General features: G+C 51.1%; 15 protein-coding genes. 5 read left to right on the top strand and 10 right to left on the bottom strand.

Annotation, left to right across the window (positions count from 1 at the left end; translation table 11 throughout):
• Window positions 1-69: 69 nt before the first annotated feature.
• The 3 genes from ACYVJQ_RS10815 to ACYVJQ_RS10805 form a co-directional block, all read right to left on the bottom strand.
• Window positions 70-627 (bottom strand): hypothetical protein, encoded by a 558-nt coding sequence (locus ACYVJQ_RS10815; RefSeq protein WP_460893090.1) that lies wholly within the window; start codon window positions 625-627, stop codon window positions 70-72.
• 12 nt (window positions 628-639) lie between these two features.
• On the bottom strand, window positions 640-1,659 hold the full coding sequence (murB, locus tag ACYVJQ_RS10810) for a UDP-N-acetylmuramate dehydrogenase (RefSeq protein WP_460893089.1): 1,020 nt from the start codon (window positions 1,657-1,659) through the stop codon (window positions 640-642).
• 158 nt (window positions 1,660-1,817) lie between these two features.
• On the bottom strand, window positions 1,818-3,110 hold the full coding sequence (locus tag ACYVJQ_RS10805) for a sugar MFS transporter (RefSeq protein WP_460893088.1): 1,293 nt from the start codon (window positions 3,108-3,110) through the stop codon (window positions 1,818-1,820).
• A 252-nt stretch (window positions 3,111-3,362) separates the two neighbouring features.
• Between ACYVJQ_RS10805 and ACYVJQ_RS10800 the strand changes: the two genes are divergently transcribed.
• On the top strand, window positions 3,363-4,553 hold the full coding sequence (locus ACYVJQ_RS10800; RefSeq protein ID WP_460893087.1) for a THUMP domain-containing class I SAM-dependent RNA methyltransferase: 1,191 nt from the start codon (window positions 3,363-3,365) through the stop codon (window positions 4,551-4,553).
• Between the two features lie 48 nt (window positions 4,554-4,601).
• Here the strand turns inward: ACYVJQ_RS10800 and ACYVJQ_RS10795 are convergent, their stop codons facing one another.
• On the bottom strand, window positions 4,602-5,048 hold the full coding sequence (locus ACYVJQ_RS10795; protein WP_460893086.1) for an acyl-CoA thioesterase: 447 nt from the start codon (window positions 5,046-5,048) through the stop codon (window positions 4,602-4,604).
• 417 nt (window positions 5,049-5,465) lie between these two features.
• Here ACYVJQ_RS10795 and ACYVJQ_RS10790 point away from each other — a divergent pair, with 417 nt between their 5' ends.
• Window positions 5,466-7,262 carry a glycosyltransferase gene (locus ACYVJQ_RS10790; RefSeq protein WP_460893085.1) on the top strand — a complete coding sequence of 599 codons (1,797 nt, stop codon included), beginning with the start codon at window positions 5,466-5,468 and terminating at the stop codon, window positions 7,260-7,262.
• Between the two features lie 114 nt (window positions 7,263-7,376).
• Here the strand turns inward: ACYVJQ_RS10790 and ACYVJQ_RS10785 are convergent, their stop codons facing one another.
• Window positions 7,377-9,800, bottom strand: a complete 2,424-nt coding sequence (locus ACYVJQ_RS10785) for a glycoside hydrolase family 31 protein (RefSeq protein WP_460893084.1) — start codon at window positions 9,798-9,800, stop codon at window positions 7,377-7,379.
• 288 nt (window positions 9,801-10,088) lie between these two features.
• Here ACYVJQ_RS10785 and ACYVJQ_RS10780 point away from each other — a divergent pair, with 288 nt between their 5' ends.
• Window positions 10,089-11,354, top strand: a complete 1,266-nt coding sequence (locus tag ACYVJQ_RS10780) for a glycosyltransferase family 4 protein (RefSeq protein ID WP_460893083.1) — start codon at window positions 10,089-10,091, stop codon at window positions 11,352-11,354.
• 214 nt (window positions 11,355-11,568) lie between these two features.
• Here the strand turns inward: ACYVJQ_RS10780 and ACYVJQ_RS10775 are convergent, their stop codons facing one another.
• Entirely contained in the window at window positions 11,569-13,590 is a 2,022-nt protein-coding gene (locus ACYVJQ_RS10775) for an alpha amylase C-terminal domain-containing protein (protein WP_460893082.1), read from the bottom strand.
• Window positions 13,591-13,793: 203 nt separating this feature from the next.
• On the opposite strand from ACYVJQ_RS10775, the gene ACYVJQ_RS10770 reads away from it, so the two are divergent.
• On the top strand, window positions 13,794-16,613 hold the full coding sequence (locus tag ACYVJQ_RS10770) for a DUF4961 domain-containing protein (RefSeq protein ID WP_460893081.1): 2,820 nt from the start codon (window positions 13,794-13,796) through the stop codon (window positions 16,611-16,613).
• Between the two features lie 169 nt (window positions 16,614-16,782).
• Here ACYVJQ_RS10770 and ACYVJQ_RS10765 read toward each other — a convergent pair whose 3' ends face one another.
• Window positions 16,783-17,523: a ThuA domain-containing protein gene (locus ACYVJQ_RS10765; RefSeq protein ID WP_460893080.1), complete on the bottom strand. Its 741-nt coding sequence runs from the start codon at window positions 17,521-17,523 to the stop codon at window positions 16,783-16,785.
• A gap of 336 nt (window positions 17,524-17,859) precedes the next feature.
• Between ACYVJQ_RS10765 and ACYVJQ_RS10760 the strand changes: the two genes are divergently transcribed.
• On the top strand, window positions 17,860-18,456 hold the full coding sequence (locus ACYVJQ_RS10760) for a porin family protein (RefSeq protein WP_460893079.1): 597 nt from the start codon (window positions 17,860-17,862) through the stop codon (window positions 18,454-18,456).
• Between the two features lie 123 nt (window positions 18,457-18,579).
• Here the strand turns inward: ACYVJQ_RS10760 and ACYVJQ_RS10755 are convergent, their stop codons facing one another.
• From ACYVJQ_RS10755 to ACYVJQ_RS10745, 3 genes are all read right to left on the bottom strand, one after another.
• Window positions 18,580-18,789 carry an alkylphosphonate utilization protein gene (locus tag ACYVJQ_RS10755; protein ID WP_460893078.1) on the bottom strand — a complete coding sequence of 70 codons (210 nt, stop codon included), beginning with the start codon at window positions 18,787-18,789 and terminating at the stop codon, window positions 18,580-18,582.
• A 186-nt stretch (window positions 18,790-18,975) separates the two neighbouring features.
• Window positions 18,976-19,359 (bottom strand): DUF3037 domain-containing protein, encoded by a 384-nt coding sequence (locus ACYVJQ_RS10750; protein WP_460893077.1) that lies wholly within the window; start codon window positions 19,357-19,359, stop codon window positions 18,976-18,978.
• A complete protein-coding gene (locus ACYVJQ_RS10745; RefSeq protein ID WP_460893076.1) occupies window positions 19,337-20,134 on the bottom strand; it encodes a HipA family kinase in 798 nt (265 codons plus the stop codon). Before ACYVJQ_RS10745 ends, ACYVJQ_RS10750 begins: the two co-directional genes overlap by 23 nt.
• Between the last annotated feature and the right edge of the window lie 309 nt (window positions 20,135-20,443).

The following is a 20,443-nucleotide window of genomic DNA, read 5'->3' as shown; positions in this document are numbered from 1 at the left end:
TTTTTCTAAAAACAGGCTCAAAACGTAAATCAAAAAGGCCTGCTCATGAGCAGGCCTTTTTTTGTATTATTACAAAAGCGTAGTAGAATCTTCTTTCAAAGAGGAGAGGGTTTTCAAGAGCATCCTGCCCCGGGCATTAATGGCTTTCCCGCCTTTGGCCATATGTTGGTGCACCAGTTCTTCCACCTCATGCTTCAGCCAAGGCTGTTGCACGGCCAGGTCGGTGAGCGACTGCAGGCAGAACACTTTCACAAATTGATGGTCCAGGTGCTGCAGCCAGTATTCCAGGCGTTCCACCACAGCTGCCATTTGTTCCTGCGGCCAGGTGAGCAGCCCCAACAAAGATGGGATAAAGAAATTAAAGGCTGGATCAAGTTCGGGATGGGCTATTTGAGCCAGGATTTCCGATTGGTATGGTTCTAGCCACCTGGGTTGCTTTTTAGCCACGGCTTCCACCGCATGCGCGGCCCGGTGCCTTACGCCTGGCTGCGCATGGTAGAGCGCAGGCCAGAGGTTTCCCAAAGCCACTTCTCCCTGCGCCAAAACGTGAGAGGCCACTTCATCGGCAAGGCCCTTTCTGTTAGGTTTTCCCTCCTGCAAAAGGGTGATGATCTCCTGGGTGTTCACCGGAATAAGACCTTAGATAATGTTCACTTCCGGGGAAAGGCTAATGCCGAATTTCTCCTGCACCGATTTTATGATCTCGTAGGCCAGTTCCTTTACCTCGTTGCCCGTTGCCCCGCCGTAATTTACCAGCACCAGGGCCTGGTCTTTGTGCACCCCATGCTTACCCAGAACCTTGCCTTTCCAGCCGCATTGCTCAATCAGCCAGCCGGCCGGAATTTTCACGGTTTGCTCGCTTACCGGGTAGCCAGGCATGTTAGGGTAGGAGTGTTTCAGTTGTTCGTATAAAGCAATTGGGATCTCTGGATTCTTGAAAAAAGAACCGGCATTGCCAATCTTGGCCGGGTCTGGCAATTTGCTTCTCCTGATCTGGCAAACGGCTTCACTAATGGCCCGCAGGCTCAGTTCCTTTACCTTGTTTTCGGCCAGCGTATCTTGAATGGCGCCATAAGAGGTATTGTAGCGGTGGTCTTTGGTTAACCGCAGGGTTACCGAGGTAACAATGAACCTGCCTTTGGCCTCTTTTTTGAATATGCTTTCGCGGTACCCAAAGCCACATTGGTCCTTGGTAAAGGTAACCAGGTTGCCCGTGGCTTTCTCCAGGGCTTCCAGAGACACAAAGGAGTCTTTCAACTCTACGCCATACGCACCAATATTCTGCAAGGGAGCTGCCCCCACCGTGCCCGGGATCAAAGAGAGGTTTTCTATCCCGCCCAGGTCATGCTCCAGCGTATATAGCACCAAGTCATGCCAGGTCTCGCCGCTACCGGCGGTCACCAATACGTGTTGCTGGTCTGCCTCTTCCTGCTGGGTAATGCCTTTTATACGGTTCAGGAGCACAGCGCCCTCTACATGTTGGGTGAAAAGCACGTTGCTGCCGCCTCCTAATACCAATTTAGGCAGCGCCTGCACCTCTGGGTGCGCCAACAGTTCCCTAAGCTCCTTCACTGAAGAAAAGCTAGCCAGAAGGCTGGCCTTTGCGTCTATGCCGAAGGTGTTGTATGGCTGGAGGGAAGCGTTTCTTTGAAGGTTCATGGCCGTTAAATGGATGATAGTGCAAAAGTACAGAAATACACAGAGAAAGGAGAATACCGCCCGTCCTCCTTCTTTATAAAAACAGCGCCCTCTCCAGAAGCAGGAGAGGGCGCTGTTTTGGGCCCGTTTTTGGAAAAATAGGCCTGAAACGGAAAATCCTAGCGGGTCCTGATTTTATAACCGGCCGCCGCGAAGTACAGGATGAACAGGTAGCAGGGCACCATCATCCAGTAGGCCTGTTGCGGGTTCACCACGTCGGCCAGGTACCCGTACAGGAGCGGGAGCAGGGCGCCCCCGGCGATGCCCATGATGAGCAGCGAGGAGCCCATCTTGGTGAAACGGCCCAGGTCGGCGATGGCCAGCGGGAAAATAGCTGGCCACATGAGGGAGTTGGCCAGACCCAGCAGGGAGATGCTCAGCACGGAAACGTAGCCCTCGGTGAAGATGGCGGATAAGGTGAAGACCACGCCCAGGGCGGCGCAGATCTGCAGCGCCTTCTGTTGGCTCAGATACTTGGGGATAGTAATAATACCCAAGATGTAACCGGCGATCATGGCCCAGAGGGTAAACGTGGTGAAGCGCGTGGCCTCATCTAACGGAATGCCCTGGCTGGAGGCGTAACTGATCACAGTGTCGCCGGCCATTACCTCTACGCCCACATATAAAAACAAACTGAACACCCCAATCACTAAGTGCGGGAATTGGAACACGCTGGTTTTGTGGGTGTTGGCGGCGGCTACGGCTTCGTCCTCTTGCTCAGTGTCCACTTCCGGAAGACCCGAGAAATAGGTCAAAACGGCCAGCACCAGAAGTACGGCCATGATCACCAGGTAAGGCATGATCACGCGGTGGGCCAGCACGTCCAACTCGGCGGCCTTCTGGGCCAGGTCCATGGAGGAAAGGCGGGCCACCAGGTCATCGGCGCCAGCCAGCACGATGCTGCCCAGGATGAAGGGGGCCGCGGAACCCGCGATCTTATTGCAGATCCCCATGATGCTGATCCGCTTGGCCGCACTCTCGGCGGGCCCAATGATGGAGATGTAGGGGTTGGAAGCGGCCTGTAAAACCGTTAAGCCCGTTCCCTGCACGAAAAGACCCAGCAGGAATAGCCCGTAGGTACGGGAGAGGGCCGCCGGAATGAACAGTAAGGCACCCACGGCGATGATGAGCAGGCCCACCGACATGCCTTTCTTGTAGCCGGTCCTTTTCAGCAGCCAGGCCGAGGGCACGCCCATGACCAGGTAAGCGATGTAAAAGGCGAAGGCCACCAGGTAGGACTCGAAGTTGTTGAGCTCGCAGGCGATCTTGAGGTAGGGGATCAAGACCGAGTTGAGCCAGGTCACGAAACCGAAGACAAAGAACAGGGCCCCGATGATGGCCATGGACCGGGTGTAATCGGTCTTGGGGGCCAGCGCATTCCCCGAAGGCTGAGGAGTAACTACGTTTGACATATTTGAGTTTGAAAGGTTTGGCGTAAAATCAAATATGCGGGAAAATTCTTGGTTTTAGGTGATTCCAGGCCTCAAATTCTAGTAAATTATTTTAATAAGTGGTCTTTCGGTCTTGGTTAGAGCTATGATAGGCCATATTCTGCTCTATTAGAGAATAAGGGTGCAGGGCATGCGCGCATTTTTTCCGAAATTGCCGCCTCAACGGGTTCTGCACCATCAGGGCCTGGCACGCTAACCTTCCTTATTATTCATATGGCCGCACCCAAAGCATCACAGAATTTCAACATGACCGCCACCACCATGGCGGGGTTAGAAGAAGTACTTGCCCAGGAATTGACAGACCTGGGGGCCAAGTACGTGAAGGTTGGCGTGCGGGCCGTCACTTTCTCCGGGAACCAGTATTTGCTGTACCAGGCTAACCTCTGGTGCCGGACGGCCATTAGAATTCTAAAGCCCTTCGCGCAGTTCAAAACCCGTGACGAAAAAGAACTCTACCTGAAAGTGCGGGAGCAGGACTGGAGCCAGTTTATGGGCGTGAATGATACCTTCGCTATTAACGCGGTGGTTTCCCGCTCCACGTTTGAGCACTCCTTATATGTGTCGCAGCTCACCAAAGATGCCATTGTAGACCAGTTCAGAGATGCCACCGGGCAACGCCCCAGCATAGACGTGGCCACCCCCGACATCAGAATCAACCTGCACATGCATGAGAACATTGTTTCCTTGGCTCTAGATTCTTCCGGGGATTCTCTGCACCGCCGCGGTTACCGCCAGCAAACCAACGTAGCCCCTTTAAACGAAGTGCTCGCCGCTGGCATCCTCTTGTTGAGTGGTTGGGACAAGAAAACCACGTTGTATGACCCCATGTGCGGCTCGGGCACGTTCCTCACGGAGGCGGCGCTTTTGGCCCACAACATTGCCCCCGGAATGTACCGGCGCGACTATGGCTTTATGCGTTGGCCCGATTATGACGCCAACCTTTACAACCGCGTGTACCAGGACGCTCTGGCGCTGGAAGACACCAAAAATGAGGTGAAGATTTACGGGTCAGATATTGACCCAGACTTTGTGGAAGCCGCCCAGAACAACCTGGCCTTCGCGGAGATTGACCAGTACGTAGAGCCCTTGCAGGTAAAGGACTTCGCCCAGGCTACCAAGCCCACCGAGAAAGGCCTGCTAGTGATGAACCCACCTTACGGTGAACGCATTGGCCGCGACACTGATATGGATGAGCTGTATAAGTTGATAGGGGATACCCTTAAAGCAAATTTCCAGAACTGGGACGCGTGTATTTTCACAGGTAACCTGGAAGCCGCCAAAAGGATAGGGCTAAAGCCATCGCGCCGAATCCCATTGTATAACGGCCCTATAGAATCCAGGCTATTCAAATATGAACTGTATAGTGGCAGCCGGAAAGAGAAAGAAACCAGCGTGACAGAATAAGCCTTAAACAGAGAGGGAGCCAATGTTGGCTTCCTCTCTGTTTAAGGCTTATTCCTGACCGGAACCTTCTAACTCAAAGTCCTCAGCTTTGGGCAAAGTTAGGAAAGTAGCCGCCAGATCTTCTGGTAAAGGAACCAGTTTCCTTTTGAGCACGTCAATCCAGGCGCCTTCCACCTTGATTATGGCAGCCTTGGTGCCATCGCCCCGGTACAGATCATGCCTTATGCTCCACCGTGACCCATCTGACCGCACTTTGGTTAAGACAGACTCTATCTTAATGGTATCATTAATGCCTACCTCCCGCAGGTACTGCAGTTCTTCCCGGAACAGGATAGGCCCCAGGTGCAATTTCTGAAAAGCCTTAAAATCCAGACCCAGGGTGGCCATCATGGCAATACGGGCTTGGGCGGCAAAATCGGCGTATGCCGAATGACGAAGGTGCATATTAGCGTCTACCTGGGCCCAGATCACGTGCCCTTCATATACTATACTCATAGATTAATTTGAATGTCGTTAGTAGGAGATAGCTTATCGCCGCTCCTAGGAAATTACGGAATACAAGTTAATGGTTGAAGTCTTTTTCTTGCCAGGTTAACATAGCGGGAAAATTTAAGAGAAGTTGCCTTGCTGGAAAAGATATAAAAGTTTTAGAAAGGCCTTTAGCCCATAAAAAGCCACCAAACGCTTGTTTTGGTGGTTTGAAGAAAAGAAAAATGTGATTTGTGCCAATCCTGGCGCCAATGGTTAACTGTTTGTGATTACCCAACGTGAGGTAGCAGATTGACACTAAGGAGATTATGGGGAAACAGGAAACGGAAGCCAGCAAGAGGCTGGAGAAGAAATCAAATAAAAGGTTTTTTCTACATCTGTTTTAACCTATTTTGAGTAAAATAGCCCTAAAACCAGTACCCAATGAGACAAACAACTACTGCTTCTCCACATTTAGTGGAAATTGCCTGGGAAGCATGTAACCAAGTAGGTGGCATCTATACGGTAATTCGTTCCAAGGTTTCTGCCATGATTGAATACTGGGGAGACCAGTATTGCCTGGTGGGTCCTTACTTTCCGCAGCAAGCCGCCAATGAGTTTGAGCCTTCTGAAGATTACTCTGATGTGTTTGGGAAAGCGGTGCTGGAGCTTAGGGCACAGGGTGTAGAATGCTATTATGGTACCTGGCTGGTAACCGGCAGGCCTAAAATTGTGTTGATCAATCCGTACAGCGCTTTTGGGCAGCTGGGCGAGATAAAATACCTTCTCTGGGAAAATCACAGAATCCCTACCTCTAATGAAGATTTGTTGCACCAGGTGCTGGCTTTTGGGCACCAGGTAAAGCAGTTTTTGGCCATTGTAGCCGAAAAAGCACAAGTGGTAGCCCATTTCCATGAGTGGATGGTGGGTTCTGCCATTCCGGATTTACGCCGGGAGCAGGTGCCGGTCAAGATTGTGTTCACTACCCACGCCACCTTGCTGGGCCGGTACCTGGCCATGAACGACCCTAACTTTTATGACCAGCTTACGGCCGTAGACTGGCAGAAAGAGGCCAAGCACTTTAATATTGAGCCGGCAGTGTCTATAGAGCGGGCGGCTGCCCACGGGGCGCATGTGTTCACCACAGTAAGTGAGGTAACGGTACGCGAGTGCATCTACCTGCTGGACAGAATCCCGGATACGGTCTTGCCCAATGGGTTGAACATTCGGCGTTTTACGGCCATGCATGAGTTCCAGAACCTGCACTTGACCTATAAAAAGAAAATCCACCAGTTTGTAATGGGGCACTTCTTTCAGAGCTTCCCCTTCAACCTGGATAAAACCCTGTACTTCTTTACCTCCGGTAGGTTTGAATACCGCAACAAAGGCTTTGACCTGACTTTGGAGGCCCTGGCTCGTCTGAACCATCGCATGAAAGAGGCTAAAAGCGACATGACGGTGGTGATGTTCTTTGTGACCAAGCAGCCGTTCCATTCCATTAACCCAGGGGTATTGCACAGTAAGGCCCTCATGGAGGAAATTCAGGAAACCTGCCGGGCCATTGAAGACCAGGTAGGGGAAAGGCTTTTTTACGACGCGGCCGCCAGTACAGACTACAAATTGCCGTCGTTGAATGACTACGTTGACGATTACTGGAAACTGCGCTACCGCCGTACTATACAATCATGGAAAACGCACCAGTTGCCGCCAGTAGTTACCCATAACCTGGTCAATGACCAGACAGATGAGATCCTGCATTTTCTGCGCACCTCTAACCTCATCAACAACGCTGATGACCGGGTGAAGGTGGTGTACCACCCTGATTTCATTTCTCCCATTAACCCGTTGTTTGGTCTTGAGTACGGACAGTTTGTGCGGGGTTGCCATTTGGGTGTGTTCCCCAGCTATTATGAGCCTTGGGGCTATACCCCGTTGGAATGTGTGGCTAGCGGTATTCCGGCCGTTACCAGTGATTTGTCCGGCTTCGGGGATTACGTGAAGAAACACGTGAAAAAGTACTCAGAGAAAGGTATTTATGTGATCAACCGCCATGAGGTTGGGTTTGATGAATCTGCTGAGCAACTCACCGAGCACCTGTTTGATTACGTGGAAATGAGCCGCCGGGAGCGTATTACCCAACGCAATAAAGTAGAAAGTCTGTCTGAGATGTTTGACTGGAAAAAGCTGCTGGTGCACTATGAACGTGCTTACCAACTAGCCCTAAGCATCACCCAGGAGTAGAGCCATTTTACAGAACAGCCCCTTGCGTTTTGAGCCTGTTTTTTGAAAAACAGGCTCAAAACGCAAGGGGCTGTTTATTTTACTTTAGGTAGGTTGGCCTCTCAGGTTACACCACTATAGAACCGGTTGGAATTCAATCTCGGTAAAGCCAGCGGGAACGGTCACGTGCAGCAAATTCACCTCAGCGGTGGCTTCCCAGGCCATCGGTTGCCCGTCTACTAAAACCTGGGCGGTAGGAGATGGTAACCCGTGCACCACCAGGGAAAAGAAGGTGTTGGGGCTGGTTCCGGCGCCATTTATCTGTTGGCTTACTCTAAAGGTCCCCGAAGAGGTGCCCGTTTGGAAGGTTCTGTGTAGGAAACCACCATTGGCGTAGGCATATCCTTCGCCACCGTCTTCATATAACTCGCTCGCGCAAAGGGTGGTGCCGTAGTACACATGCAAGGTGACAGGAGGCTTTTCCAGTTCGCCCACGTACTGCTGCACCGGGTAAAACGGTATCATGGCTCCGGCTCTAATGAACATGGGGACTTTGTCTAGCGGAGCATCTGCCCAAACTTCCCCTTTGCCTGCCACTAACTCATCGGTCCAGAAATTATACCAGTTGCCTTTGGGCAAATAAAGAATCCGGCCTTCTACCTTGGGCTGCGTGATTGGGCACACCAACACATGGTCTCCCAGGGTGAATTCGGCCATGCGGTGGTAGCATTCTGGATCGGTTTGGTCCAGGAAGGAGAGCGGCCTTAGCATGGGCGTGCCTCGGGAGGTGTATTGCCAGAAGGTGGTATACAAATATGGCAACAGTTGGTAACGCAATTCTATGAACTTGCGGGCCAGGGTGGTATAAGGTTCCCCGAAGGACCAAGGTTCCTGGTCGCCGTGGTCTCCTGAGGAATGAGTGCGGCAGAAGGGGTGGAAAATACCCAGCTGTAGCCACCGGATGTAAAGTTCCCCGTCTGGGGTCTCAATAAAACCACCAATGTCTGAGCCAATAAAAGACATCCCGGAAATGCTCAGGCGCTGGCACTGGATGTTGGCCAGCCACAGGTGATCCCAGGAAGCGATGTTGTCACCGGTCCAGCCGGAGGCGTAGCGCTGTACCCCGGCATAGCCAGACCGGGTAATGGTGAATGGACGGTTAGGGAAAGCGTGGTTCTTTACGCCGTCATAGGTGGCGCGGGCCATTTGCATGCCATAGATGTTGTGGGCCTTGCGATGGCTACAGGGCTCCCCGTCAAAGTAATGGCGCACGTCATTGGGGAAAGTGCCAATCTCAAAAACGGCCGGCTCATTCATGTCATTCCAGACCCCTTTCACCCCAATATCAGCGACTAACCCCTGGAAAAGGGTGGCCCACCAGGTACGAACGTCTTCGCGGGTAAAATCTGGGAAATGGCAAAGGCCAGGCCAAACAGTGCCTTTATACAGCGGGCCATCGGCGCGGCGGCAAAAAAAGTCATTGGCCATGGCTTCCTGGTACACCCAGTAGTCAGGGTCAATCTTGATGCCGGGGTCAATGATCACCACGGTTTTAAAACCATCTTCCAACAATTCCTGCACCATGCGCTTAGGCTCCGGGAAATGGCTTTTGCTCCAGGTAAAGCACCGGAACCCTTCCATGTAGTCAATGTCCAGGTACAGGGCATCGCAGGGAATGCGACGCTCCCTAAATCCCTGGGCCAGGTTTTTCACCACAGACTCTGGATAATAGCTCCACTTGCATTGGTGGTAACCCAAAGCCCACAGCGGCGGTAACTCGGGTGGTCCGGTCAGTTCCGTGTAGTTCTGGACTACCTCCGTAAGGCTGGGTCCATAGATGAAATAATAGTCCATGGTGCCGCCCTGGGCCCAGAAACTGGTCACCTCTTTGCGCTCAGCACCAAAATCAAAAAAGGTTCTGAACGTGTTGTCAAAGAAAATTCCGTAGGCCTGGCGACGGTGGAGGCCTGTGTAAAAATTGATGTTTTTATAAAGCGGGTCGGTGCCTTTTACGTAGCCATAGGTGTCTGATCCCCAGTTCTCTACGCGCTTGCCCTGCAAGTTCATGTTATTGGCTTTGTCTCCCAGACCGTAGAAGAATTCATGCGGTTGGTTGACCTTGCTCATCTTCACAATGTTGCCGCCGTGCTCTTTGTGCTCTTCCCAATGGAAACCCTTTTCATCTTCATTCAGCACGTTCCCGGACCGGTCCATGATGCGGGTAATCAGGCCCTCTTTGGAGATGGTGCAGATAAGGTACTTTGTGGTTAGCCTTACGTGGTCTGGTAACTCCTTCACCTTTAAGCGTACCTCATGGTGGGGCCGGGTAGGGCAAAGGGCATAGGAAAAGTCACGCCCAAAGGTGCCTTCCGTGGCATACCTGAACTTTAATATATTCTGGGAAACAGCTTCAACTAATAAACTCACGCGGTTGTCACACACCAGGAGCACAGAACGGTCAGTAAATTCAACGCGCTGGACAGTCCCCGCGAAGAATTCCTCCCGCTGGGTGACCAGGTCATTGATCATGTAATTGGTATCCTGAATAGAATCTTGCATAAAAGAAGGACCGAAGGAATGGATTGAAGCGAAAGCAGCGTACTTATACTTCAATTAAACTGCATAATTACGGAATGTTTTTTAGATCTTTCTTTAATAAAATCCTGAAATTAAAAAATCCAGCCGGGTGGTTTGCTATAGCGCCTTGGTTGGTTAACTTTACAAGTCAACCACGCCGCCTAAAAACACGAAGGAAATAAGCCTATAATGAAAAGACTACGCGTATTAATGTTAGGATGGGAAGACCAGCCCGTTCTAAACGGAGGAGTAGGCAAAGCCTGTTTTCATTTGGCAGAAGCGCTTGCCAAAGAAGTAGAACTAACCATGATTGTGCCCCAGGCAGATCATTTGGCGCTGGAACAGCATGCCCAGGTGGTAGGCCTGGACGCCCTTGACCTGGAGGAGATTCAGCAGGCGCCGGTGGCCAAGTCCTTTGACCGCTTCGCTACCACCCACCGGGTGGCTGCCAACCTCTTCCCCTATGAAGACCCCGAAGAAAGCATCTCTTATCCCTCCTTGCCAGAGCCCCTGGAGCAATTACCGAACCCTGCCGCAGTTTTAGTTGACACTTCCCCGGTTCAAAAAACTACTGCACCAGGCACTAAAGTAGGGCAACCCCAGATTTCAGTGGCAACCGGTGCCAGGGGAACTATCAATTTTGAGGTAATCCAGTTTGCCCGCTATGCCGCCCGTTTGGCTTCTCACCAGGAGATAGACGTGGTGTATGCCCATGACTGGATGACGTACCTGGCCGGGGTGGAAATAAAGATTCAACGCAAGATTCCTTTGGTACTGCACGTGCATAGCCTGTCTTTTGACCGTCAGGTAGGAGAGCCCTTAGGCTGGGTGTATGAATTGGAGACAAAAGCCCTGCAGGCCGCAGACGTGATTTTGGCCGTAAGCGAACGCACGGCGCACATGATCGTGAAGCGCTACGGGGTTTCAGCTAAAAAAGTGAAAGTGGTCTATAATGGGGCCGATAGTTTTACCGCAGTTCCAGTAGCTTCCAGCAAACGCAAACAAGTGACCTTTTTAGGGCGTTTGGTGGCACAGAAGGGGCCGCTGCAATTTTTGAAGGTAGCCAAATTGGTGCTGCAACAAGAACCCGCTGCCCATTTTGTTATGGCTGGGCATGGGCCGCAGTTAGAGGAAGCCAAAGCCTTGGTGGAGAAATTGGACATCAAAGAGGCCGTGACCTTCACTGGCTTTTTATCGCCGGCCCAGGCAGAGAATCTTCTGCGCACCTCTTCTGTTTTCTGTCTGCCCGCTTTATCTGAGCCTTTTGGCCTGGCTGCCCTGGAGGCAACGCAGGTAGGTTTGCCGGTGGTCTTGTCCATGCAAACAGGCGCCGCCGAAGTGTTGCCCCAGGCAAACGTAGCCGATTGCAATGACCTGGCTGGTCTGGCCAAACACATTGTCACTCTCTTGCAGGACAAAGGCCTCCGTAAAAAACAAGTGGAAGCTAACCAAAGAGCACTGCAGCATCTTACCTGGGATGCCACCGCCGACAAAGTGAATGAAGTGCTCCAAAATGTTGTAGCACCCAAACTATAGGGTAGAACATACTAAAAGGAGAAGCTTGCAAAAGCATTTCAAGCCCGTTTTTAGGAAAACAGCCCTAAAACCGCCTCAAATCTTTCAAGGCTAAGGTTAATTACTTCTGAAGGAAACTAACGAAAGCAAAGAGGCCTCCGCAGAAATCCTGCGGAGGCCTCTTTGTTTAAAAGGAATGAAAGCGGCATCACTTAAAAGTCGCTTTCATCCATCGCTAATCTTCCTTCTTTAATACTAGCGCCGTGCGGTTGGGTAAGTAAATACTCATTCTGGGCCCATATTTAGTGGGTTGGGTAAAATAGCGCAAAGACGTGTCCACCCGGTCATGCCCTCCGGTTTCAGGGCTATCCGTGGAAAGGAGCACTGAATAGCTGCCGGCTTCCTGCACCGGGAACCGGTAATCTGGCACCGAATTCTGGGGAGAGAAATTAAACAGGAACACCAGGCCGCCCCGCTCAAAAATAAGCACGTTGTTGTGATTGTCCTGGTGTAGCTTAAGGGCAGGACCTTGCTCCATCAACTGGTATTGCTGTGCCATGGCCAGCATTTCCTTTTCAAAGTGCCATAGATGCCGGTACCTGAGGTTTTCGTTTTCCACCAACGACCATTGCCGGCGGGCATATTGGTAACTCCAGTTATTGCCTAGCCTCGGGAAGTCCACCCACTCTGGGTGCCCAAATTCATTACCCATAAAAGTAAGGAAGGCTTCTCCGCCCAGGGAAAGGGTAATCAACCTGATCATTTTGTGCAGGGCAATGCCCCGGTCAATAACCGGGTGCTGGTCACTGGTCTGCATGTGGAAGTACATTTCCTTGTCCATGAGCCAGAAGGCCAGGGTTTTATCGCCAACCAGTGATTGGTCATGGGACTCTGCGTAAGCCACGGTTTTTTCGCCGGGGCGACGGTTGGTTAATTCATGCCAGATCTCATCCAGGTTCCAGTCTTCGTCGCGTTTGTGCTTCAGGGTCTTGATCCAGTAATCCGGGATTCCCATGCCCAGCCGGTAGTCAAATCCAATGCCGCCTTCTTTTACCGGACGGCAAAGGCCGGGCATGCCGCTCATGTCTTCGGCAATGAGAATAGAGCCGGCTTTCAAGGAATGAGATAATTGGGAAGCCAGCTGCAGATACAGAATGGCGTCCTGGTCTACACCTTCATCAAAATAGCGGTCATAGTGCCCAAAGGCCACGCCCTCGCCATGGTGGTGGTAGAGCATGGAGGTGACCCCGTCAAACCGGAAGCCGTCCAGGTGAAACTCCTCCAACCAGTAGCGCACATTGGACAACAGGAACCGGCGTACTTCGGGCACGCCATAGTTAAAGAGTTTGGAATCCCAGCCCTGGTGCGTGCCCCGAAGACCTTCATGGAAAAACTGATGACCGGAGCCATCAAAGTTCACCAACCCTTCTGCCTCATTTTTCACGGCGTGCGCATGGATCAGGTCCATAATCACGGCTATGCCCCGGCGGTGCGCCTCGTTGACCAGATACTTTAAATCCTCTGGCGTGCCAAAACGGGAGGTAGGGGCAAAGAAATTAGACACATGGTAGCCAAATGACCCATAGTAGGGGTGCTCCATCAAGGCCATCAGTTGCAGGCAATTATAGCCGGTCTCCGCTATGTAAGGTAGGATCTTGTCTGCAAACTCGCGGTAAGTGCCCACGCCATGGGTTTCCTGGGCCATGCCCACGTGGCATTCATAGATTAAGGGTTGGGTGATTTTTTTGGGCTTAAAGGCGCCGTCACTCCACTTAAAGGGTTTTTCGGGTTGCCAGATCTGCCCCGAAAAGTCATAGGTGTCTGGGTCCTGAATAGCCCGGAAGGCAAACGGCGAAATGCGGTCCTTGCCCACCCCGGTGGCATCCACCACATGCACTTTGTACCGTTGGCCATGGGTTAATTGGGTTTCACCGGCAGGGATAAAGATTTCCCAAATACCGTTTTCCTGTCGTTGCAGCGGGTGCCTGGACCGGTCCCAGAAGTTGAAGTCCCCGATCAGGGAAAGGACCTGGGCGGCTGGGGCCCACTCGCGGTACCGCCACCCGTTGTTCTCCTGTTCAAAGTGAAGGCCCATTTGCCGGTGCCAAGTGGCGTATTCTGGCAAAGAGCCGGTTTCCTGGGTAATGGCAGCAAGGGTCTGGTTAAAGCGGGCCTGTCTCTCATTCAACTGTGGCGCATAGGGGGCTAGCCAGCTATCGGTTTGTATTAAAGGGAGGAGGGAAGAAGCCTTAGGCATAAAATCAGGTTTGGATGGGGCAAAAGGTACATCTCATACGGGTAAGGAGCAACCCATGATCAAGAATTGATAAAACCCATGGAAAGTTGATAATAGGGCCGCGGTTTACCCATAATAATTTAATAAATTCGCAAGGAAATCGATTTCGTTATCGGTTCACTCGTTTAAATTCTTACTTATTCAAAATACAAATGGCCTATCGCATGAAAACTACGTTCCGTTTGCTTGGCTTGTTGCTGGTTTTTCTTCTGGTGCACGCGGCCCAGGCGCAGGTGGTGACCTGGTCACCTGCCTACCCCACGCACAATGAACCGGTGACCATCACGTTTGACGCCACCAAAGGCACCGGCGGATTGGCCAACCTCAATGAGCCCATCTATGCCCATACGGGAGTCCTCACTAACCTCAGCACCACAGACTCAGACTGGAAATATGTAAAGGCCGACTGGAAAGTAAATACCCCGGCGGCGCTTATGACTTCCTTGGGAAACAATCTTTACCGGATCACCATCACGCCCAGAACCTACTACAATGTGCCGGCTTCTGAGGAGATCAAGGCCATCATGTTTGTGTTCCGGAACGGCACCGGCACCAAGGAAGGCAAAGACACCGGGGCCAAAGATATAAAAGTACCTATCTACACGGCCGGGGCCATAAACATTGCCTTTACTCAGCCTACGGTGACCATGAACGGGATTTTTGTAAACCAAGGCGCCACTATTCCGGTTTCGGCTACGTCTTCTCCCAACGCCACCTTGCAGCTTTTTGTGAACGGCACCAAAGTGAAAGAAGAGGCTAACGCCGGCTCTATCCAAACCCAGCTCACCGCCTCACAGGCGGGAGTGAACAAAGTAAAGTTGGTCGCCCAGAATGGCACCACCACGGCCGTTGACTCCTTTACCTACGTAGTCCGGACGGCAGCCAACAGCCAGGCCCTGCCCGCCAATGCCAAAGATGGGGTTACCTATTTGAGCGCTACCAGCGTGCTTTTGAATTTGTATGCGCCCGGCAAGCAAAGCGTGTACGCCCTAGGTGATTTCAACAATTGGCAAGTGGGCGCAACCCCCATGAACAAAACCCCCGACGGGTCACGTTTCTGGGTACAAATTGACAACCTGGTCGCCGGACAGGAATATGCTTACCAGTACCTGGTGGATGAAAACCTGCGCGTAGGAGACCCTTACACCCAGAAAACACTGGACCCGTATGAAGACCGCTACATTCCGGCGGAGACCTATCCTAATTTAAAGCCGTACCCCGTGGGCAAGGCCACAGGTATGGTGTCGGTGTTCCAAACCAACCAAACGGCTTATTCCTGGAAAGTGACCAACTTTGCCAAACCCAAGAAAACGGACCTGGTTATTTATGAATTGCTGGTGCGGGATTTCATTGCCAAGCATGATTACAAAACCCTCACCGATACCCTTGATTACCTGACCCGCCTGGGCGTGAATGCCATTGAATTGATGCCTATCCAGGAATTTGAAGGGAACCTGAGCTGGGGCTACAACTCAGTATACTACTTTGCGCCAGACAAATACTATGGCCCTAAGGAAATGCTGAAGCGCTTTATAGACGAGGCGCACGCCCGGGGCATAGCCGTGATCCTGGATATTGCCTTGAACCACTCGTTTGGGCAATCGCCTATGGTGCAGCTGTATTACAACCCTTCCACCGGTAAAACCACCGCAGATAACCCCTGGTTTAACCCAGATCCCAAACACGATTATAATGTGGGGCATGACTTTAACCATGAAAGTGAGGCCACCAAGTATTTTGTGGACCGCGTAACAGAATATTGGCTGCGCGAATTCAAGGTAGACGGCTATCGCTTTGACCTGTCAAAAGGTTTCACCCAGAAGCAGACCCTGGGTAGCGTAAGTGCCTGGGGCCAGTATGACGCAAGCCGCATTGCCTTGCTGAAACGCATGGCAGACCATTTATGGACGGTAGATAACACGGCCTATGTGATTCTGGAGCATTTCGCGGATAATGATGAGGAGATGGTCCTTTCCAGCTATGGCATGATGTTGTGGGGCAACCTGCACGGAAACTATAAACAAGCGGCGTTGGGGTATACTGAGAACTCCAACTTCAATTGGATCTCTTACAAGCAACGTAACTGGACCAGTCCCCACGTGGTGGGCTACATGGAAAGCCATGATGAGGAACGCCTGATGGTAGATGCCATAGCCTACGGGAATATTTCCGGGACCTACAGCATCCAGGACCCAACCACCGCCTTGCAGCGCATGCAGTTGAACAGTGCCTTCTTCTTCACCATTCCGGGCCCTAAAATGATCTGGCAGTTTGGAGAGCTGGGCTATGATATTTCCATAAACCAAAACGGCCGTACCGGCGACAAACCCATCCTCTGGAATTATTACCAGGAGGCTGAGCGCAAAAAACTCTACAACGTGTATACCGCGCTCATCAAACTCAAAATCAATGAACCTGCCTTTGAGTCTAGTGATTTTACCCTGAACCTGGCCAATGCCATGAAGACTATCCATATTAACCATACAGACATGAGCGTGGCGGTATTGGGTAACTTTGGAGTGACTTCCGGCAGCATAGATCCCAAATTTCAGAAAACCGGAACCTGGTATGACTATGTAACGGGCCAGAGCTATACAGTTTCTAACGTCAACCAAAGCATTACCCTACAGCCCGGCGAGTACCGGATTTACACCACCAAGCGCCTGTCCAGCAGCAGCATCCTGACCAAAACCAGAGAAGAGTCTCCATTGGTAGAAAGAGCGATAGCGTTCCCTAACCCGGCAGGGGCTGGCGAGGTAACCATTCGCTACCATTTGGTTTCTTCCAGTGAGGTGAGCCTGCAACTCTTTGACCAACTGGGCCGGCAGGTGATGCAGCGCTCTATGGGTCGCCAGGGAGCAGGAACCCAAACCGTGACCCAACCATTGAAAGGGGGCAATGGCCGGGCGTTGGCACCGGGCCTTTACCTCTGCAAAATTATTACCGGTGGTACTGCCCGAACCCTTCAAATCGTTATTCAGTAACCGCGCACCGGCAATTCCTTAGAAAGAACCTAGCCAGGAATTTAAAAGAGGAGCTGTTTTAAGCCCGTTTTACCAAAAACAGGCTTAAAACGGCTCCTCTTCTTTAGGCATATTTAGGCCAGAAATTCCTCTTTTTGCTGAAATCCATTGGGTTAAGGAACCTTGGCATTTACTTCTTTACTATGGCGTACTGGATGCCGCCTAAGAGGTGCCGCAGAAAAAGGGGCTCCTGGAAGCTTTCCTTGGTGTGGCCGCCTGCGGTATAAAAGGCTCTTCCGCCGTCAAATTCATGGTACCAGGCAATGGGGTGTTGGTTTCCGTTTTTGCCACCTGTATAGGTGGTCTCGTCTAGCGTAGCCAATACCTTAATTGCGGGGTATATGTTTTTGAAGTTGTACCATTCATCGGTCCGGTCCCAGCGGGTAGGCAGAAACGAGGTAGAGGGGTGGCTTTTATCCTGAACTTGTACCGTGGCTTGCTGCACCTTGGGGTGATCTGCGAACTGGGCGCCCACCAACTGGTTGTACCAGGGCCAGTCATATTCGGTGTCTGTGGCCGCATGAATGCCAACAAATCCGCCCCCGGCCTTTATATAACCCTCCATGGCTTTTTCCTGAGTTGGGCTTAGTACGTCTTGGGTGGTGCTTAGGAAAACAATGGCCTGGTAAGTAGCCAACCTGGTCGGGGTGAAGACCAAGGCATTGTTGGTAGTGTCTACGCCAAAGCCATTTTCTTTTCCCAACTTCTGTATGGCAGCCAAACCAGCCGGAATGGAGTTGTGGTAAAACCCAGCCGTCTTATAAAAGACCAGCACCCGGGCCGGGCCTTTCTGCCAGGCCTTTCCCTGTTGGGTGATACAGCTCGAAACCAAGAAGAGTGACACCAAAAGAATTCCAAGGAAAGTTTTCATAGAAAATGGTTGACCAGCGAATGAAAAGGCAAGAAAGGGAAACAGGTACAGCCTTCCAATTTTAATAACTAGGGGTTAAAGATATTGGAGCCAGCTTTAGGCCTGCTTTCCTTTTTTGAATGGATCTTAACCAACGTTTTGTCTTTTTTGGCCGATAATTTGCATAGGTCCTTTCCAAAAAAATATCACGGATCAAGGAGCAATAATCACCTAGTTTTTAAGGTTAATGTGGTAATAAAATAATCTGTAATATGATTTATGGATTATCGGAATTAATATTGGAGTTCCTCCGGCTTCAGCAATCACCTATATTCAATTAGCGTAACTCATTTCTTTATGAAGAAGATCGTCTTATTTTCGGCTTTGTTTCTTTTTACCGGTTTTCTGGCGCAGGCGCAAGTCAATTTGGGCATTAAAGGAGGGATAAGTTCCTCTAAGATAGACATAAAAGATCCGCAGGGATCTTTTCAGCGATTTAAAGAAGGCGACCAAATCAATGGGTACCATGCCGGTATTTTCGTGAGGGCCAATGTGCTGGGCTTTTTGCTGCAGCCTGAGGTATTGCTCTCCAAATCTGGGGGTGAGCTCAAGTACGATGATACCCAGCAAGGCACCGTGGTGGAGAAGTTAGGCTTTACCCACTTAGACGTGCCTTTACTGGTAGGCTACAAAATGGCCTTCTTCCGGGCCTACGGCGGACCCGTGGCCTCTGTGTTATTGGATGGCGATATTGGCGACGATAAAATTGATCAGTACCTGGAGAAATCAGAATGGGGCTATCAGGTGGGCGGCGGAATAGATATTTCAAGGTTCACCGCCGATGTGCGCTATGAAAGTTTGAAACGATCCTACCAGGATGAAACCTCTGGCTCCGCAGATATTAAAAACAACCAAGTGATTGTAAGTATTGGCTATAAGCTTTTCGGGAAGTAAGGCTCTATTTAATAAATATTGCCTGAAGGAAGAAGCCTCCCGTTTTGGGCCTGTTTTTCTAAAAACAGGCCCAAAACGGGAGGCTTCTTTTTATGAGGTAAGGAGGGAGTTCTTCAAGTAAACTTATACCTTCTTCAAAAACATGGTTTTCAAAACCATGGTAGTCTTCTCTACTTTGCCTTCAATTTCTTCCTCGTCATCGGTTAGGCGTATTTTCTTGACAATCGTTCCCCTTTTAATGACCGACGAAGAACCTTTCACTTTCAAATCTTTAATAACCGTTACGGAATCTCCTTCCTGTAGAAGGGTGCCGTTGCTGTCTTTAACTTCCATGGTGATGCTTAACTGAGGTGACCTTTAACTGTTTTCGGCAAAGCTAGCCTTATTTACCAGAAATTCCACTGACCAAAATCACCCACTAGCAAGGGTTTCCTGTTTTGGGGCTGTTTTCAGAAAATCAGGCCCAAAACAGGAAATACAAAGAAGTACTCTTCTAATTATAAAAGGGAAAACGATCTTTTAAAGGACCAATTGGGCGTGCAGGCGCTCCAGCGTTTCGGCGGGGTTGGTGCACAGGCCCGGGTGTACCGCCGAGATCTGAAGTACTGTGCTGCGGGTGGAGGTCAACCACCTAAACCTTGAGGCGGTGGCAAACTGGCCAATGGCGCCTCCCTCTTTGCGGCCGGCGCAGATCTGTTCAAACGCCCTAAGGCGTAGCCGTACCTCGTCACAGATATCCTCCGCGGAAAACGCTTTCAGGCGCTCCTCATTGAGGGTGGTTTTTACTTGCAGAAAGCCTTGGGCTGCGCAAAACAACACCACGCCTACATTCAGAAACTCTTCCCGTTCTACCCTAGGTACTACCCGTAAGACGGCGTACTCAAACAAGTCCTTTTCTTGCATGCTGTGCTTCTTTGACAAAAACTTCTGAATGGGCCAGGCGCGTCTCTAAAAACTGGACGTAGGCTTGCCGGTGTTCCTGGGCGGTGGCGAAAGGGGAGTCCAGCACCAACCAATCATCCGGGATCAAGGCAACTATCTGTTGGAGCAAGTTCGGCGTAAGGACTGGCTTAAAGGCGGCGTCTACAGCCTCCAACTCTGAAGCCCGCGGCAAGAGAACGTGGTCTTTTATTTGGGTGAAGGGCCGTTTGGCCTGCTCTTCAATGTTGGGCCAGTTATGGTGGAAGTAAAAGGCCGCGCCATGGTCTATGAGCCAGAGTTCCTTGTGCCACATGAGCATGTTGGTGTTGCGGGTTGTGCGGTCTACGTTGGTGATCAGGCAGTCCAACCATACAATCTGGGAGGCCAGCGTGGGGTCCACCGTTGTCACCAGGGCATCATAGGTGATGGCACCAGACAGGAAATGAAGCCCCAGGTTAAGGCCTTCGCTAAACCGGAGCAGGTCCTGGATCTCCTCGTCTGGCTCGGTCCGCCCGAAAGCCTCTGACAGATGGGCGAATACGATCTCAGGTACCCGTAGACCCAATGCGCGGGCCAGTTCCCCGGCAATCAGTTCGGCAATGAGGGCTTTGATGCCTTGCCCGGCGCCTCTGAACTTGAGCACATACAGGAAATCATCATCTGCCTCTACAATGGCCGGCAAGGAACCACCCTCCCGCAGGGGAGTGACGTACCGGGTCACGTGGACGGTTCTTAGCTCAGGGGAATATTCTTTCATATAAGTTTCAGCCTTTTGTAAGGCCTGCTTTGATCCTACGCAACCAGCCAATTACTGCCAGCTGGGTTCTTTTAAGTGGCCGGAAGGTGAACGTAAAATTCCTTTTATTCGCTGGCAATAAGCAAAGCGCCTTCAGCCATTCTGCCCGAAAGATAAGGTAAATTCACCTTCCAGGTAGCCACAACTTTTCCTGAGTCCTCAGCAAGGCTTTACCATGAATAACCTGGCCTTTTAAGACCATTGGGTAATAAGAAATTAGTGATGCAAAAGAACCGACGAGTTGTTTTAAAGGTGTTTTCTGAAAAAAGG

The sequence above is a fragment of the Rufibacter soli genome, assembly GCF_054781795.1.
The sequence above is the reverse complement of the archived record's forward strand: the minus strand, read 5'-3'. Positions and strand labels throughout refer to the sequence as shown.

What these genes read in the sequence shown, in the direction of transcription:
- ACYVJQ_RS10760 (WP_460893079.1), top strand. Translation starts at nt 17,860, where the DNA reads ATGAAGAAGATCGTCTTATTTTCGGCTTTGTTTCTTTTTACCGGTTTT.
- murB (WP_460893089.1), bottom strand. Translation starts at nt 1,659, where the DNA reads ATGAACCTTCAAAGAAACGCTTCCCTCCAGCCATACAACACCTTCGGC.
- ACYVJQ_RS10800 (WP_460893087.1), top strand. Translation starts at nt 3,363, where the DNA reads ATGGCCGCACCCAAAGCATCACAGAATTTCAACATGACCGCCACCACC.
- ACYVJQ_RS10745 (WP_460893076.1), bottom strand. Translation starts at nt 20,134, where the DNA reads ATGAAAGAATATTCCCCTGAGCTAAGAACCGTCCACGTGACCCGGTAC.
- ACYVJQ_RS10790 (WP_460893085.1), top strand. Translation starts at nt 5,466, where the DNA reads ATGAGACAAACAACTACTGCTTCTCCACATTTAGTGGAAATTGCCTGG.
- ACYVJQ_RS10795 (WP_460893086.1), bottom strand. Translation starts at nt 5,048, where the DNA reads ATGAGTATAGTATATGAAGGGCACGTGATCTGGGCCCAGGTAGACGCT.
- ACYVJQ_RS10755 (WP_460893078.1), bottom strand. Translation starts at nt 18,789, where the DNA reads ATGGAAGTTAAAGACAGCAACGGCACCCTTCTACAGGAAGGAGATTCC.
- ACYVJQ_RS10785 (WP_460893084.1), bottom strand. Translation starts at nt 9,800, where the DNA reads ATGCAAGATTCTATTCAGGATACCAATTACATGATCAATGACCTGGTC.
- ACYVJQ_RS10775 (WP_460893082.1), bottom strand. Translation starts at nt 13,590, where the DNA reads ATGCCTAAGGCTTCTTCCCTCCTCCCTTTAATACAAACCGATAGCTGG.
- ACYVJQ_RS10805 (WP_460893088.1), bottom strand. Translation starts at nt 3,110, where the DNA reads ATGTCAAACGTAGTTACTCCTCAGCCTTCGGGGAATGCGCTGGCCCCC.
- ACYVJQ_RS10765 (WP_460893080.1), bottom strand. Translation starts at nt 17,523, where the DNA reads ATGAAAACTTTCCTTGGAATTCTTTTGGTGTCACTCTTCTTGGTTTCG.
- ACYVJQ_RS10770 (WP_460893081.1), top strand. Translation starts at nt 13,794, where the DNA reads ATGAAAACTACGTTCCGTTTGCTTGGCTTGTTGCTGGTTTTTCTTCTG.
- ACYVJQ_RS10750 (WP_460893077.1), bottom strand. Translation starts at nt 19,359, where the DNA reads ATGCAAGAAAAGGACTTGTTTGAGTACGCCGTCTTACGGGTAGTACCT.